17 protein-coding genes and 1 pseudogene are annotated in these 16,066 nt (G+C 46.3%); 13 read left to right on the top strand and 5 right to left on the bottom strand.

Annotated elements, in window-relative coordinates; all coding sequences use genetic code 11:
- The first annotated feature begins 191 nt into the window (after positions 1-191).
- From NZD89_RS24455 to NZD89_RS29885, 8 genes are all read left to right on the top strand, one after another.
- Entirely contained in the window at positions 192-1,019 is an 828-nt protein-coding gene (locus tag NZD89_RS24455) for an MBL fold metallo-hydrolase (RefSeq protein WP_268005280.1), read from the top strand.
- Positions 1,020-1,378: 359 nt separating this feature from the next.
- Complete coding sequence (locus NZD89_RS24450; protein WP_268005279.1) at positions 1,379-1,690, top strand: DUF3870 domain-containing protein; 312 nt, start codon at positions 1,379-1,381, stop codon at positions 1,688-1,690.
- A gap of 114 nt (positions 1,691-1,804) precedes the next feature.
- Positions 1,805-3,190 carry an FAD-dependent tricarballylate dehydrogenase TcuA gene (gene tcuA / locus NZD89_RS24445; RefSeq protein WP_268005278.1) on the top strand — a complete coding sequence of 462 codons (1,386 nt, stop codon included), beginning with the start codon at positions 1,805-1,807 and terminating at the stop codon, positions 3,188-3,190.
- Positions 3,177-4,322, top strand: coding sequence for a tricarballylate utilization 4Fe-4S protein TcuB (tcuB, locus tag NZD89_RS24440; RefSeq protein WP_268005277.1), 1,146 nt, complete (start codon positions 3,177-3,179; stop codon positions 4,320-4,322). The genes tcuA and tcuB overlap by 14 nt, the downstream gene beginning before the upstream one ends.
- Before the next feature lie 111 nt (positions 4,323-4,433).
- Complete coding sequence (locus NZD89_RS24435; RefSeq protein ID WP_268005276.1) at positions 4,434-5,588, top strand: 2-methylaconitate cis-trans isomerase PrpF family protein; 1,155 nt, start codon at positions 4,434-4,436, stop codon at positions 5,586-5,588.
- Between the two features lie 58 nt (positions 5,589-5,646).
- Entirely contained in the window at positions 5,647-7,008 is a 1,362-nt protein-coding gene (locus NZD89_RS24430; protein WP_268005275.1) for an MFS transporter, read from the top strand.
- Between the two features lie 136 nt (positions 7,009-7,144).
- A complete protein-coding gene (locus NZD89_RS24425) occupies positions 7,145-7,354 on the top strand; it encodes a hypothetical protein (protein WP_268005274.1) in 210 nt (69 codons plus the stop codon).
- 4 nt (positions 7,355-7,358) lie between these two features.
- Positions 7,359-7,817, top strand: coding sequence for an MFS transporter (locus NZD89_RS29885; protein WP_369125224.1), 459 nt, complete (start codon positions 7,359-7,361; stop codon positions 7,815-7,817).
- Here NZD89_RS29885 and NZD89_RS24420 read toward each other — a convergent pair.
- From NZD89_RS24420 to NZD89_RS24410, 3 genes and pseudogenes are all read right to left on the bottom strand, one after another.
- A pseudogene (locus NZD89_RS24420) lies at positions 7,762-8,400 on the bottom strand (transposase); the annotation flags it as partial. The gene NZD89_RS29885 and the pseudogene NZD89_RS24420 sit on opposite strands and share 56 nt — an antisense overlap.
- Before the next feature lie 294 nt (positions 8,401-8,694).
- The gene (locus NZD89_RS24415) at positions 8,695-9,723 is read right to left on the bottom strand and encodes a rod shape-determining protein (protein ID WP_268005272.1); all 1,029 of its coding nucleotides are present in this window, start codon (positions 9,721-9,723) and stop codon (positions 8,695-8,697) included.
- Between the two features lie 19 nt (positions 9,724-9,742).
- The gene (locus tag NZD89_RS24410; RefSeq protein ID WP_268005271.1) at positions 9,743-10,357 is read right to left on the bottom strand and encodes a DedA family protein; all 615 of its coding nucleotides are present in this window, start codon (positions 10,355-10,357) and stop codon (positions 9,743-9,745) included.
- 1,079 nt (positions 10,358-11,436) lie between these two features.
- Here NZD89_RS24410 and NZD89_RS24405 point away from each other — a divergent pair.
- The 4 genes from NZD89_RS24405 (at position 11,437) to NZD89_RS24390 (ending at position 13,843) form a co-directional block, all read left to right on the top strand.
- On the top strand, positions 11,437-12,225 hold the full coding sequence (locus NZD89_RS24405; protein ID WP_268005270.1) for a COG4705 family protein: 789 nt from the start codon (positions 11,437-11,439) through the stop codon (positions 12,223-12,225).
- 486 nt (positions 12,226-12,711) lie between these two features.
- Positions 12,712-13,092, top strand: a complete 381-nt coding sequence (locus NZD89_RS24400) for a hypothetical protein (RefSeq protein WP_268005269.1) — start codon at positions 12,712-12,714, stop codon at positions 13,090-13,092.
- Positions 13,071-13,472: a DUF4145 domain-containing protein gene (locus NZD89_RS24395; RefSeq protein WP_268005268.1), complete on the top strand. Its 402-nt coding sequence runs from the start codon at positions 13,071-13,073 to the stop codon at positions 13,470-13,472. The genes NZD89_RS24400 and NZD89_RS24395 overlap by 22 nt, the downstream gene beginning before the upstream one ends.
- A gap of 38 nt (positions 13,473-13,510) precedes the next feature.
- Positions 13,511-13,843, top strand: coding sequence for a hypothetical protein (locus NZD89_RS24390; protein ID WP_268005267.1), 333 nt, complete (start codon positions 13,511-13,513; stop codon positions 13,841-13,843).
- A gap of 36 nt (positions 13,844-13,879) precedes the next feature.
- On the opposite strand, the gene NZD89_RS24385 is transcribed toward NZD89_RS24390, so the two are convergent.
- Both NZD89_RS24385 and NZD89_RS29880 read right to left on the bottom strand, forming a co-directional pair.
- Complete coding sequence (locus NZD89_RS24385) at positions 13,880-14,134, bottom strand: hypothetical protein (RefSeq protein WP_268005266.1); 255 nt, start codon at positions 14,132-14,134, stop codon at positions 13,880-13,882.
- Between the two features lie 129 nt (positions 14,135-14,263).
- Positions 14,264-14,422: an SOS response-associated peptidase family protein gene (locus NZD89_RS29880; RefSeq protein ID WP_369125223.1), complete on the bottom strand. Its 159-nt coding sequence runs from the start codon at positions 14,420-14,422 to the stop codon at positions 14,264-14,266.
- A gap of 190 nt (positions 14,423-14,612) precedes the next feature.
- Here NZD89_RS29880 and NZD89_RS24380 point away from each other — a divergent pair, with 190 nt between their 5' ends.
- Positions 14,613-15,035 carry an ATP-dependent DNA ligase gene (locus tag NZD89_RS24380; protein ID WP_268005265.1) on the top strand — a complete coding sequence of 141 codons (423 nt, stop codon included), beginning with the start codon at positions 14,613-14,615 and terminating at the stop codon, positions 15,033-15,035.
- Positions 15,036-16,066: the final 1,031 nt, after the last annotated feature.

The raw sequence follows: 16,066 nt of genomic DNA, 5'->3' as shown, positions 1-16,066 counted from the left end.
CAAGGAAGGTTGTTTGGCATGATCGAAATTACTAACACATCTATAAACCAATTTTCACTGGCAATCTTGACAAACTATTAGCTGGGATAGCGACAGAACGAGATTCCCAATACATACGACTAACGGCTTATTGTAAATTTATGTTTGGTAGAATACTGTTAGTCTGAGAACGCTGGATTGGATGTGAAGAAGTGGAGAAAAACTATATTTGTACCACATGTGGTACTCAATATTCTCAGTCAGTAGCACAACCACATACCTGTGTCATTTGCGACGAGGAACGTCAGTTCATTAACCCGAATGGTCAATCTTGGACCACGTTAGAAGAGATGCGAACGGACAACCTGTATAAAAACGAAGTTCTTTGTGAGGAGGAGGGTCTATACAGCATAAACACAACCCCAAAGTTTGCAATTGGTCAAACAGCATACCTAGTTCAAAACAATGGTTTTAATGTTTTGTGGGACTGCATTACATACCTAGATGAAAACACATTGAATGAGGTTAAACGATTAGGTGGAATACAAGCAATCGCCTTGTCTCACCCCCACTACTATTCCACACAGATCGAATGGGCAGATACATTTAATGTACCTGTTTTAATCCATGAAGATGACAAAGAATGGGTAGTTCGTTCCAGTGACAGGATTCAGTTTTGGTCTGGAGATTTTATTGAACTGTCCGAAGGTCTTACTATTCATCGTCTTGGCGGGCACTTTAAGGGTGGATCTGTCTTACACTGGGAGAATGGCAATCAGGGAAAAGGAATACTCCTCACGGGTGACATCATCCAAGTTGTAGCCGACAATAAGTGGGTTAGCTTCATGTATAGCTACCCTAATCTCATACCACTACCTGCTAAAAAAGTATCGGCAATTTCGAACAGGGTATCATCACTTAGGTTTAATCGCATATACAATGCCTTCCACAACATCGTAAAGGAAGACGCAAGTCAGTCTGTGCAGAAGTCCGCTGAGAGATATATTGCGGCGCTTGAAGGGACATTGTTTGCGACCTAATCAGGAATAGTAGACATAATTTTTCTTATTGAACAAACGGGCGCTTTAGCGACAGAGCGTTCTGTTGTTGTGACACACCTGATCCGACACTGGATTTAGGCGTTAAAGTGTGTAATCGTCAATCTCATCTCGTTGATCCGCCCACCACGTCTATGGATCAAGGAGGATATTAATTCTTTTGCCTGAGAAGAGAGAATTGCGCTCGGCGCTGCGGAACTAAGGAACCTTCAAACAAATCATGTCAGCTTCTTAAATGACTGAGCGTGCGTTCGAATGGCGTGACCTTAAAGTGCCACTTGTAATTTTTCTCGAGGAAGATACAATCGTGTTGCGCGGGTTACATAAGGTGGTGGATACTATTGGTTCCAAGAACGTTTATAGCGGGTCACGGAAAGCTGCCTTCGGGTTCGGCGGCAAAAACGGAGTATGATACTCTTGCGCTAACCGTTGAAATTGAAATGAAATATGATGTTATTCTGGACGTGGAATGCACACTGTCCACGCAACTTGGAAGAAATTTTGTATCCGATTTGCTTCGCGGTCACTCGCTTCGAGATGGAACTGATGATATGATAGAGGCAATCAAGCGACACTATCACGGGGCAGTAACATCCGCGCTTATTGCTGCACTCAAAGATGTCGCGATGGAATACGAGAGACTTCGATCATAACTTACGGACTGTCATGTTTTGAGATGTTTAACTTACCGTTGAACATGGAATCAAAAGTGCACCAGTCGTCCCTTGTGGATGCTGGTGCACTATTTTTTTATGTGGAGGTCTAATATGGGGCAATATGACATCCTAGTTATCGGCGGTGGGAATGCGGCTCTTTCTGCAGCGCTGACCGCGCGGGACAACGGCGCTCAGGTGCTCATCATCGAGCGGGCTCCGAAATTTTATCGCGGAGGGAACAGCCGACACACACGCGATTTTCGTATTATGCACGAACAAAAGAATGCGTACACCACCGGTGCTTACTCGGAAGATGAGTTTTTTGAGGATTTGAAGCGGGTTGCTCAGGGTGAAATTGACGAAGAGCTTGCACGTTATATCATTCGAAAATCTGCCGAACTTCCAGATTGGCTGGAAAGCCAGGGAATTCGCTGGCAAGAGCCGCTTGCTGGAACCCTCCATCTGTCCCGGACAAATATGTTTATGCTCGGGGGCGGTCGTGCAATGATGAACGCGTATTATTACACCGCACAGAAAAAAGGCATCGACATCTGGTATGATTCGCTCGTCGAGCAAGTGCAACTAGACGGTTTGGTCGCCAAATCCGTTAAAGTTCGCCGCGGCGATGAACGCGTTACCGTAACTTGCAAGGCGCTCATTTTAGCGTCCGGCGGATTTGAAGCCAACGTCGAATGGCTCAAAGAGTATTGGGGAGAGGCAGCAGAAAACTTCATCATCCGCGGCACTCCTTACAATCAGGGGAATCTGATCCGATTCATGCTCGATTCCGGTGCGGAATCAGTTGGGGATCCGGACGCTTTTCACGGGGTTGCAGTGGATGGGCGTGCTCCCAAATTTGACGGTGGCATCATCACGCGTTTGGACAGCGTCCCATTTGGAATTGTAGTCAACCAAAACGTAGAGCGTTTCTACAATGAGGGTGAAGACTTTTGGACGAAACGGTACGCGATCTGGGGTGGGCTCATCGCAAGACAGCCCGGGCAAGTCGCCTATTCGATCATTGACAGCAAGGCGATGGGGAAATTTATGCCTTCAGTCTTTGACCCGATCGTGACGAGTTCACTACCGGAACTAGCAGTAAAACTGGGTATCGACGGAGATAAGCTTGTAACGACGGTCAACACATTTAACGGTGCGATTGCGAGTGGCGGAACATTCAATCCTAGCGAGCTCGACGACTGCCATACGGACGGCATTACCCCGCCAAAGACGCACTGGGCGATACCGGTCGATACCGCACCGTTTTACGCGTATCCGCTGCGCACGGGCGTCACCTTCACGTATCACGGGGTTCGGATCAATGACAGGGCACAAGTGAAGATGAAGGATGGACGGGTCATGGAAAATCTTTTTGCCGTAGGCGAAATGGTTTCCGGAAATGTACTGAAACGAGGATACCTAGCTGGTTTCGGACTCACCCAAGGAGCGGTCATGGGAAGAATTGCAGGGGAGGTGGCAGCTCATGTCATCGGTTGAACTGATGCAAGAAGGAAAACGACAAATGCAAATTTGTAACGCCTGCCGATATTGCGAAGGGTACTGCGCGGTTTGGCATGCGATTGAATATCGGAGAGAGTTCACGGACAAGGACATGACTTACCTGGCGAACCTATGCCACGACTGTCGGGAGTGCGTGTTCGCGTGTCCGTTTACCACACCGCATGAGTTCGGCGTTAACCCGCCGAAACTGTTTGCGGAACTGCGCCAAGACTCGTACAAGAAGTATGCCATTGCAAGTCCGCTTGGTAAGTTGAATTTTTGGGCAACCACCGTGATCGCACTCGTTGTGTTTTTCATTATTGCGCTCGTTTTGAATGGATCCACGAATGTGTTTTCGAAACATCTTGGAACCGGCGGATTCTATGCAGTTCTTTCCGAAGGCTTGTTAACCATCCTTTTCAGCATTTTTGGTCTTTGGATGGCGTTTGGCTGGGTGTTCGGCGCTTTTCGCTACTGGCGCGATTTAAAATCGGAACAGACGCAGCCTGTGATGGCTCGTGACGTTGTAAAGGCGATTAAGGATGCGTTTGCGCTTCGCTACCTCGGCAAAGAGACGCCGGACTCCGAAGTTCCGATGCAGCGGCGTGTGCTTCATCATTTTGTATTCTATGGATTCTTGCTCGATTTTGCATCCACGACGCTAGGAGCTTTTTACTCGCATGTGCTCCACATCCAGGCTCCGTATCCAGTTATGAGTCCAGTAGTGATTCTGGGTATTTTAGGCGGCATCGGCATCCTCATCGGCACAAGTGGCTTCATCTATGTGAAGACAAGAGACGATCGCTCTGCGACCGATGAGGGCGCTGTGAAATCCGGTCGCGCGTTTTCCATATCCCTGCTTTTGGTCGCGGCAACCGGCTTCCTCCTGCTCGCTTTGCGGGACACGGCGGCAATGGGAACGATCCTCGTCATTCACCTAAGCACGGTCGCTTCCTTGTTCCTGACGGCTCCCTACACGAAGTTTACGCATTTCGTGTACCGTTTAATGGCACTGGTTCGATATGCACAGGAAGAGCGTACACACGGGGTGTCTGCGGCGCCAAAACCAGTTGCACATTCTTCTCACCAATTCAGAAAAATTGTTGACATGGATTCGGCAAATCAGTAATTATATATGTAGATGCCTACTGTTTCGCATGAGTCGTTTAGAAAGCCTCTAACGAGTAATTGTGCGAAGTCCAGTGGTTTTTTGGACTTCGTTTCGTTAGGAGGCTTTTTTATGTCTTGGAAACAGATCCCCTGTTCGATTTACCGTGGAGGGACCAGCAAAGGGTTATTTCTCTGTGGAATAGACTTACCGGTAGACCCGGATATTCGGGATCGTACCATTCTTTCGTTATTCGGAAGCCCGGATTCAAAACAAATTGATGGGCTCGGTGGCGCGACTCCTACCACAAGCAAGCTTGCCATCGTTGAAGTCTCAAATCGACCGGACGCAGATGTGGATTATACATTTGGACAGGTTAGTATTGATAAGGCTTCTATTGATTACAAGCCGAATTGTGGGAATATTTCTTCCGCAGTCGGTCCATTTGCCCTTCGGCAAGGTATGGTGGAAGCTGCAGCTGATGGATTTCTAAGTGTGAGAATTTATAATACGAACACAAATTCAATTATTGTTTCAAGGTTTAAAGTGGAAAATGGGCAGTTTGTAATTGATGGAGACACAGAAATCCCGGGCGTTCCAGGCAGTGGATCACCGATTTACCTTGATTTCTTTGATGAAGGCGGTGGGGTTACAGGAAGTCTGTTCCCGACCGGGAATCGAACAGATTTCATTAGATTAACGGACGGATCCAGTTTTCATGTGACCATTATTGATGTTGGAAATTTGACGGTAATCATGGACGGGGACGAACTTGGTTTTTCAGGTACTGAAGTTACTGAAGATGAGATGCGCCCGATGTTGACCAAGATGGAGAATATAAGGGTCGCGGTAGGGCGAATGATTGGCTTGTTTGCTGACGACGAAATTGTTGCACCAAGCACCCATGCACTGCCGAAAATCGCGATAATTCAGTCCCCCAAAGACTATCGAACAACGATGGGGAAACAGGTTGCCAGTTCAGAGTATGACATTGCCGCAAGAGTTCTTACAATGGGAAAACTGCATCCCACCTATGCTGTGACTGGAGGAATTGCTCTATCTGCATCCTCCAAGTTTCCTGATACTTTGACCTACAAGAAATGTTCCTTCGCTTCTAAAGAACGTAGCCACTTAAAAATTGGTCATCCGGCAGGCATTCTTGAAATGGAAGCCCAGGTCTCCAATGTGTTGGAACCAAAAGTCGAAAAAGTAACGCTCATTCGAACTGCGAGACCTCTGATGGAGGGGCAAGCTTTGGTTCCTGAATGTAAGGAGGTGGTTTCTTAACCTCGCCGATTTTTGAACAATATGTATCCGGTTACAACAAAAACTAGGAGGCGAACACATGCGTAGTAAGTACTCAGCGGGCGCCCGCCTTGAGCGGCTGCCAATTGCGGGATTTCACCGCTATGTAGTCTGGATTTTGGCTTTTGCATTTTTCTTTGAACTGGGCGATTTGAACACATTGGGCTACACGGCGCCTGCCGTGGAAAAGGCATGGCATCTAAAACTGACCGATATCGGTAATCTCACATCCTGGAGTTTTGCCGGCATGTTTCTCGGCGCAACACTTGTCGGCTACATTTCGGACCTCATCGGACGGAAAAAGAGTTTGATCACAACCGTTTTGATTTATTCGGTTTTCTCCTTGTTGAATGCGTTTGCAATGAATTTGGCGGAGTTCTCTATCACTCGTTTCTTGACGGGTTTTGGACTTTCTGCCATGACGGTCGTTGGTATCACCTACATCAGTGAAGTGTTCCCGGCGAAAAAGCGCGGAACCTACCAAGGGCTCATCATGACGGTGGGTCTCGCTGGAATTCCGATTACTTCGTTTGTATCCCGCCTTTTGATTCCAGTAGCGACTTGGGGATGGCGTTTGGTATTTGTGTGGGGCGCACTCGGTTTCATCTGCGCACTTCTTGCCATTCGCATGAAAGAGTCTCCACGCTGGCTGGAAAACCGTGGTCGTTTTGACGATGCAAACCGCGTCACGGACGAAATTGAAGCCATTGTTTCCAAAGAAAAAGGCACACTCTCCGAACCGGTGGAAGAAGTCAAAGCGGTCGTCGCGAAAAAAGGCTGGGGCGAACTGTTCTCCAAACGCTATGGAGGTCGCACGGTTGTCCTCTTGCTGCTCTGGATTTTGCAAACATTAGGATTCTATGGCTTCGTATCCTGGGTTCCTACACTGCTGGTCGCTCACGGTTTCTCACTCGTTCACTCGCTCACTTGGTCGTTTGTCATGTCGATTGGTGCGGTTCCTGGCGCATTCATCGCCTATCTGTTCTCTGACAAGATTGACCGCAAATGGTTGGTTGCTATCTTCGCCATCCTGATTGCCGGTTGTGGACTCATTTACGGTTTGACGTTTAATACGGCAATGATTATGGTTTTCGGATTCCTCGTCAATATGTTCATTCAAACCTTTGCACCGCTGCTCTACGCGTACACCCCGGAACTGTATCCGACGGAAGTTCGCAACTCCGGTTCCGGTCTCACGTACGGCGCAGGACGACTCTTTAACATCGCAAACGGCTTCATCGTACCTGCTATCTACGGCGCAGCACATCACTATTCGAACGTATTTATCTACATTGCGGCTTGTTGGCTCCTTCTCTCGGTCATCACCTTTGCGTTTGGACCGAGAACCAAAGGTCGTGCACTCGAAATTGTCAGCGCAAGCGAGGGAACCGTTTCGGCGTAAGTGCGAGACGGCAAAACGGCGTGCCAAACAGGGCACGTCGTTTTTCTTGTTCGTGTAGATAAGTTACCCGCCATGCGAGGAAAATCCAGCTTAACAATTATTACGTGACTCGTAAATTTCGAAGAAGGTGACCCCTTTGCGCTGGCGTATCAGCCTTGCCTTTTTTGCCTCCGGACTTGCCGTATTCGCCATCCTGTACACCGTGCAGCCACTATTTCCGGTGTTTGTTCAGCAGTTTCATGTTACTCCCGCCATGGCAAGTCTATCGTTGTCGCTCTCGACCATCTCCATGGCATTCTCTTTACCAATCATCGGTGCGATTTCCGGATACATATGGGCGCAGTAGAATTATGATTGTTTCTGTTTTAAGCTCATGTATTTGCTCACTTCTAACTGCTTTTTGCCTGAACTGGACTAGTTTTCTAATTGCTCGAACACTTCTTGGTGTTCTGGTCTCAGGTCTACCGGCAACTGCGATGGCGTACCTGAGTGAAGAGATGAATCCGAAAGTGCTTGGATTTTCAATGGGACTCTTTATTAGCGGGAACACCGTGGGCGGATTGCTGGGGCGCGTCCTGGTCAGTTTTCTTACTGAGTTCTCAAGCTGGCGGATGGCAGTAGCGGTGATTTCCGGACTTGGTCTCCTGATGGGAATTTTCTTTTCTCTAAATCTGCCTACGTCGAAGCATTTCGGGGCCAAAAAAAATCCGACCAAGGTCGTTTGTGATCCCGTTTCGCGACCTAGGTCCGGGATTCACTCAGCTGTTGCTCCAGAGAGGTCACCAACGTATCCAACTGTTCAGAAGTAATAGGCTGGTCCTGGTCCTTTCCCAACTCCTCCAGATCTCGTTCTCCGTATTCTCGTTGTTCCTGTTGGTTTGCTTGCTCGATTTCCGTCAGCAACTCCCGGATTTGTGCTTGTAACCGAGACTGAAAACGGTCTGCGGATTTCTTCCAGACAAAGGTGTAGCGATTCGCATTCGCCTCAATTTTGGTTCCATCCAGGAAGTAATGCCCGAAGTTTACGTACCCTTCGTCAATAAGCAGTTCAAGTACCGCTGCAAAAACTTGTTCTACAATGTCCTTCATCCGTTCCGAATGGAATCGATTAATGGTACGGAAGTCGGGTGTTTGGCGGGCGCTTAGCCACATAAAATGAATGTTCTCCCGTAGGGCCTTAGCGATCTGACGAGAGGAGTAAATTCGTTGTGTATATGCATAAACAAGAACTTTGGTCAGCATTTTCGGATGGAAACTGCTTCGACCGCCGCCGGGGTAGTATTGAAAGAATAACTCGTCGTCCATTCGCTCTACGGTGTCATTTACAATACGCACAACATGATTCGCAGGAATCAGGTCTTCCAAATCCATTGGTAGGAAAAGTTGTCCCATGTACGGGGCGCCCCTCAGTACCGAAGTACTTTTGGGACACCCCCCTCGCTCTTTTCTGTGTTTTTTCCTGGATATTCGTGAGGTGCTCACATATAAGGCTGCTCAATCACGGAGCCACAGAGTCTTTTACATACTTGCGTAGCGTGCATGGTACTTTCAATTACCTATGTACATAGGGCTTGACCTCTGTTCCACGGAGAAGCCATGAAGTATTCTCTAAACCACTTAGACCTCATGTTTTAGACCATTCTCCGGACGGAATACGAATGGCCAAAATACACGATTTCGGTTTCACTAGGCTCTACGCCGAAGCTTGTTATCCCAACGACGGTTGGAGTCATAGTCCTCGAGAACTTTCCCTGTTCCTATAGCAACACAGTCAAGCGGATTTTCCGCAATAGAAACGGGTATACCCGTTTTAGCACTTAATACATGATCCAAATTGCGTAATAACGCACCACCACCTGAAAGAACAATTCCTCGTTCCATGACATCTGTGGAAAGTTCTGGAGGTATTCTTTCCAGCGTATTTCTCACAACTTCTACAATACAATCAATTGCTTCATGCAGATTATGAATGATTTCAGAGGAACTCACCGACAGAGTCTTCGGCAACCCAGTTAAAAGATCTCGTCCTCGAACAACGATATACTCTTGATTAGCATCGGCTTCAATAGCACCAATGGAAACCTTGAGATTTTCCGCTGTAGGCTCTCCAATGGCTAAGTTATGGGCCTTTTTCATATATTGGACAATGCGTGCATCGATTGCATCACCTCCTGAACGAATTGATCGAGTTGTGACGATTCTCCCAAGCGAGATGACAGCGGTCTCCGTTGTTCCACCACCTATATCCACAACCATAGATCCTGTTGCGTCACCGATAGGCAGACTTGCTCCAATCGCTGCTGCCATCGGCTCTTTAATTGTTTGGGCATGTTTTGCCCCTGCTTGAAGGATTGCATTTTCAACTGCGCGTTTTTCGACTGCGGTTATCCCTGAAGGTACACAGATGATCACTCTCGGTTTCACTAACCGGTTTAGCTGCGAAACCTTCAATGCCTTTCTAAGAAAATGCTTTATCATCGTTGATGTTGTCTGGAGGTCCGCGATAACTCCATCTCTTATGGGCCGAACAGCGACGATATCACTGGGCGTCCGTCCAATCATCTGTTTAGCCTCTGCTCCCACAGCATAAATTGCACCCGTACCTTGTTGAATAGCCACTACAGAGGGTTCACGCAAGACGATACCTTGCCCTTTTACGTAGACTAATGTATTTGTGGTGCCCAGATCGACAGCTATATCACGACGTGCAAACATTGATTAGTCATCCTCCAAATTATTCCTCATCACTAATGTCAACCAAGCTATGCATTCGCTTATGCATTAACCGATATCCAATTACTACACCTATCATTAACAGCACACCCGGTATCAATTCGAGCCGCCAATGATGGTAAATAGATGCTCCCGCCCGTTCTAGGAGGTTTCCAGCTATTAAAAACGTACTGGTCCAAAGAAATGACGCAACTAATTGAACCGGAATGTAAATTTTAAGCCTCAACTTATTGATTCCGGTAATATATGGAATGATATCCCGTATCACTGCAATGTACTTAGTGATAATCAATGTCCATATGGCTTGCCGTTGAAATAACCGTTCTGTTTTCCGCAGGCGTTTTTCGGTAATGAATATATACCTTCCAAATTTCTGTATAACAGGTCGTCCGACAGTGCGGCCAATAAGATAAGTTAGCATTGATCCGGTAAAAGTACCCAGACTAGCAGATACAATCATCAGTGGCAGATTGAAATGGATTTGGTTTGTGTGAGAAAAAACCCCTAATGTGGTTAGTAAGGTTTCCCCTGGCACAATAAGAATCACATACTCAAGGGCAAGTAAAACAAAAACACCCGTATATCCATATGTTGTTGCGATGTGTTCGAAACCCACTTCATTCACTCCCATGGCGTTAACGGTCTATGTACATGGCCGACGAACACCAGGACCGCATCGAATGGCGATACACAAATCTTGAACGTCTAATGGCGCTATATCGAATGTGTCTAGGAACCTCAGAGATGGTGTTTGGTTATGTTAAATCTGCAAATTTGAAGAGGTTATTGTGACCCTTTCAATGTTTTTAGTGAAGTAGTTTGCGGAATACACCGGAAGAAACTTTACTCTTAGCTGCTGTTCCTTTTCAGAAACGAATTAGTCCAATCACAATATACGATGAAACACAAAATCCGCTCTCAGTTCACCTGTTCCAATTTCGCTAATCAGCCAAAGAAATAGACTCACTGCACATGAATGTCACTCGTAGCCAACTAATCGGGCCTAGCAGTACAGGATTCTTCATCTCCACCATCCGTCGCAATGTATAAAACCTTCGCGGTCTAAACAAGCTTTGGCATCATCATTAGCTCGGTTGACTACAATTACCTCTGAATCATTGACATTAAAATATCAAATCAACAATCCTTCGAAGACAGATTATCGATACAGGAAAAACATTTATTTTCGCAAGATGATCGATACTGCTGATTGATCAAGTACATTTCGGCTTTTCCACCACAAATTGGGCAGTCAAACGAGATTTTATGAGATCCATTGCGTTGTAATAATTGGATAGCCGTCTTTCGCGCCCAAATTACATTAAGAGCGTCTTCACTATTCAGCTTGACTACCTCCTTACTCCATGTAAGTCCCCGAATGAACGTCGGACTAAGTCTAGGATTTATATACGAATGTTTTAGACAAGGTAAATTATATAGGGCCAATGTTAAAGGATAGTGGTAACCATATAGAGATTGTGTGGATATCAGGGCAGCATGACCATTCGGATTGCCACTTTGCACGGAAACACCCTGAAACATCTACTTTCAATTCAGATAACGGCGTGAAGATTTGCATTATTATTGTAAAATATGTGCAAACAACAGTGTGATTTTGGCAGTCAAACTCGCACTTACGAGAATGTGATAGGCTGGAAGGGCTACTGAATCTACACGAGAGGAACGAGTAAACCGATGAATCAGTCCGTATCCGTTACCAGAAAACGTGGGCGACGGTTTCTAACAAAGGTTCCAGAAATCACGTTGTACTTCTGGATTGTTAAATTACTGACGACCGCGATGGGCGAATCCACCTCTGATTACCTCGTTAGTCACATCAACTCATACATCGCAGTTGTGCTTGGGGCACTTGGGTTCATTGTCGCGCTCATTTTACAATTCTCGGTTCGTAAGTATGTGGCGTGGATATATTGGCTATTGGTCGTCATGGTTGCGATTTTCGGCACGATGGTTGCCGATGTCACGCACATTGTTTTGGGAGTTCCGTATTACGCCTCCACCATTGCCTTCGCCATCATCTTGACGGTTGTGTTCACGACTTGGTACAGAGTCGAGAAGACGTTATCCATCCACAGCATATACACCCGCCGACGTGAGATGTTTTACTGGGGGGCGGTGTTGGCGACCTTCGCGATGGGAACTGCCACAGGCGATATGACGGCAACGACATTACATTTGGGGTATTTGGCTTCAGGGATTTTGTTTGTGGTACTATTTTTGCTCCCCGCCCTCGGATATTGGTTATTTGGTTTAAATGACATTTTCGCCTTCTGGTTTGCCTACGTCATGACCCGACCACTCGGCGCGTCTTTCGCTGATTGGTTTGGAAAACCGCACAATATCAGCGGACTGGGGTATGGCGATGGTGTTGTAAGTGTCGTGTTGACGATACTCATTGTTGTTTTCGTCGGTTATTTAACGGTGAGCCGCAGGGACGTTCAGGGACAATCAGTAATACAATGACGACAATTATGCCCTCGTTCTGTCGCTAGTCATAATGAACGACACCGGCTCCATTTCGTACATCGTGGATTACATTGAATCTTGAGGAACAGTGCAGAGCCAAATACGAAAGATACTATGAAGACTATCTCAAAGTTTGTAGGTTTGGATGTGCCAAGGAAAATATCGCAGTAGCGGTAGCAGATGAGGGTCGTGGTGAGCCAAGATTTACACGAGCGGCGAGGCGGCAGGGTGAAACAGAAACGAAGGGCAACGGACTGAGCGTTCAGGGGCGTCCACCATTGTATACGGTGGGCGCAATCCTGATGCTCACTATTTTGCATTCATAGGAGTGTTCGAGATTCGCTTATGTGCGCGTCGAGCCAGCTAAATAGTTTCTCCACTTCGGCGATTCGAGATTCGAGTGAGTTAATTCGTGAAACGATGGACTCGCGGTCGACTCGTTCTAGTGCCACGACATGCTTGTGAGCAGGGAGGGGGCGCGGAATGGCGACCGGGGAGAATCCTACTGTCTTAATGTGTTTCCACTGCGGTAATGAAACATTAATGAAAAAACTTGCAACTCATACCATAAAAGATTCCGATAAGATTGGGATGGATGATTTTGGTGATCCGCTCTATGTGGTCGACTTTGTGACAACATGGGACTTGTGCTTGTGTCCTGTGTGTAAAGAATGTACGTTGACCAAGGAAGAGTGGTGCAGTGAGGACAGTCCATTTTCGCCAGGGGATAAGATTATCTTATTTCCGACCATCAAGAGAAATTCAGGAAAGATCCCTCTTAAGATACACGCTGCTTATGAAGCCGCTTTGAGAGTAAGGAGAATTGATGGGCGGTCTGCGCATTGTCACTTCGTCGAACTTTAGAGATGATGTGCAAAGACCAAGGAGCAAATGGGAAAGACCTATACACTAAGTTAAAACAGTTGTCTCATCAAAGGATATTACCTCCTATTCTAAGTGAAATGGGTGATATTCTAAAGCTGTTGGGTAGTGCAGCTGCACATGGAGATGATGCGGAGTTTGATGATGATGTAATATCGGCAATCGTCGATTTCACTCAAATTATTCTTGACTATGTATATAACATACCGGTTAATTTAAAAGTAATTCAGCATAAAATAACTGATAAAGGGTTTAGGAAACAAATAGACAATCAATCCGGTAGCCTGGATACACCAAAGGTTAATACCATCAAGCGATTTCTGAACCGCTTCGGCGGGTTTTTCTATTTGGAGAACGCATGATTCGCGGAATATCACGTACCCATATAAGGGGTGATATCATGTCAGAGCGCGTTGAACGAATCCAAAACTTGTTTAAGGGAATCGATCCGAAAAAGGATACGTTTCTAGGTGAGACCAGTGTTCAAATCAGAGGTTTTGATGGATATCCAAGTGTCCATAGAGTGCGTTCGTATCTCATAGACCTAGACCCGTATACACAGTACTTTTATCACATCTTCAGCTATCAGTGTGGCACATCTGTCGCGAATTACAATACAACACAATATGACCAGGTAGCGAAGTTTATTGATATATCGGATTACTGGGATATCTATTATGAAGACGATGAGATTGAGCCTTTCCTGGTTAATCCGGTGTATAGGAGAAAATAATAGAAGGAGCCCGCTTCGGCGGGTTTTTATTTTGTATTAGGTTTTGTAGTACAAAGCTTCAGTCACATCTGACAAGTGGTTAACTTTGCTTTCTAGATCATTGATGTGACTCCAAATACTCTCTCCAACAGTTTCAGAAACCATCTGCTGCAACTTGTCTATTTCCAACTCCGCGATAGTTTTCCTCATAAGTGACATTTGTGCCTGGACGCCTTTTATTGCGTCGTACAGTTTTTCTAATTCGAGATGATGACGTTCTAGTAAATCAATGATGTATTCTTCTTTGCCCACCCAATCACCCCATCTGTCTTGGTTTGTAACATGTATGCGTTCAAAGTTTGTACCCATTCGTTTTAAACGGAGGTGACGTTGAAATGGGTAAATTGACTCCAAAACAGTCCCGATTCGTTCAAGAGTATCTTATCGATTTGAACGCCAGTAGGCACCCGTGATAACCGCAGGAATCCGCTGTGAAGGGGCGATATTGTACCGAGGAGGAATGGCATACTGACACTCGGTAATTCCGAAATACGCTATGATTTGGCTCCAATCTTCCGTCAAAGCGAAGCGTCCGCACATGTTCATCATCTCCGATCACATAATACCAGAACATGTGTTCCTGCTTTACTTTGCTACGCTAATGCGAAATAGGGGCTACCCACACCTTGTACACTCTCCGACTGTCCATTCGGCTCTTCTCAGCGTGCACCTTGAAATTGTCCATTATTCGGTATTGAGCTAGGAAGTAGCAAAGAGCCCATGCCACTTTTTGGTCAGGCGTGATGTACCCATCGCGATGACCTTGTACAAACTCCATGGCTATTGCGTCGGCCCATTCATCTACTTCAAACAACGAATCAAAAATCCGGTCGACTGTGAAGGTGTCTGTATCCGCAACGGTCGATCCATATTCGACGATTTTCAATTCCGTGGACGGATTTCAGACAAACGCCGGATCGCCCAGGCAGTTTCTACACACCCAGTGACCTTCGTGGCCTTTGACGTGCTTTTTGACGGCCAGGACCGCACCGGACTACCGCTGCGGGAGCGCAAGAAGATACTCACAGACATCCTCATTCCGTCTGATGTCATCGTGCCGACGATAGGCGTTCAAGGGTTTTGCGTTCGGCAAGAAGCCGAAGGATTGCAAGTGGGTGAGTTGATTCAGGTTGGATTTTGCAGTTATTTGTGAGATAAGACTAATTCTAAAACACCCCTACGCTTACAGGTGAGATTATCTTTCATGTCCCTCTTCATTTGCCCTTGCATAAATGCAGGGGCATTTGTTGTTGCGCACGAGTGTTTTTTTAATGTGTATGCATCTTCACACAATCCCCAAATTGCCGACACACAGATTCAATTTGCACTCAATATAGGGCTCGTATGATCTAAACAGAAACATCGGGAAGGGCGATAAGCGTGGTCGCCATGGCCGCAGACGAAGGCGGGGTCTGCGGCACGGATTCATTATTTTCGGAGGGATGGCCATGGGTGATATTATTGTTGCAGTCGGATGTGCCATCTTAGCATTGATGGCGATCGCTGGGTTTAAGTCAAAAGCAGTATTTTGAATTACTGAATTGAAATTTGGCAAGGAATTTCCTGTTCGATAAGTGGTCAGAGGATTGCAAGTGGGTGAGTTAGGAGAAGCTGCAGCAGCGAGACTAGGCCGTCATCCTTCGGGATGCGGGCCTGTTTTTGTGTTGTCTCTAAAATGCAAAAGTCTCACCCCGGTCCGCTTTCTCTCGATGCGCGTGGTGAGTTCTGTTGTGTATATTGTCCCATGTCTCGTGCAAGCTGTTTCTATGCCTGATGCAAAGCTTTACCGTGAGGTGAGTGTTTGAGTGATTCAAGGAGCGAGGGTCGCGATCTAGTTATTATCGGTGCGATATGCGCATTTGGTCTTTTGGCTGTATTCCTCATTAATTTACCTATCTCATCAAAATATTCAACTGCCGTATGATGCTATCCTGAAACTCCTGAGTGCTTGCTGCATGATGAAGGGCCGAGCTCGCCAACGTGGGTAATCGGTGGGCTATCTTGGATTTCAACTTGAAGGAACACGTGGTACGGGTCACGCAAGGGAATGCATAACCATTCATTTCCTTGTGTGTTTCCATTCAGTCAGTAATGGGGCAGGAGAGTGCAATAGTGTTTCTAGTTGAGATATAAGTAGAATACACAAAATTATTAAACGATTTAGTGTATATCAATAAGGTGTAG

This window comes from Alicyclobacillus fastidiosus (genome assembly GCF_026651875.1).
In the GTDB taxonomy this organism is placed as follows: Bacteria; Bacillota; Bacilli; order Alicyclobacillales; family Alicyclobacillaceae; genus Alicyclobacillus; species Alicyclobacillus fastidiosus.
Note: the sequence above shows the minus strand (reverse complement) of the source record. Positions and strands in the feature narration are given on the sequence as shown.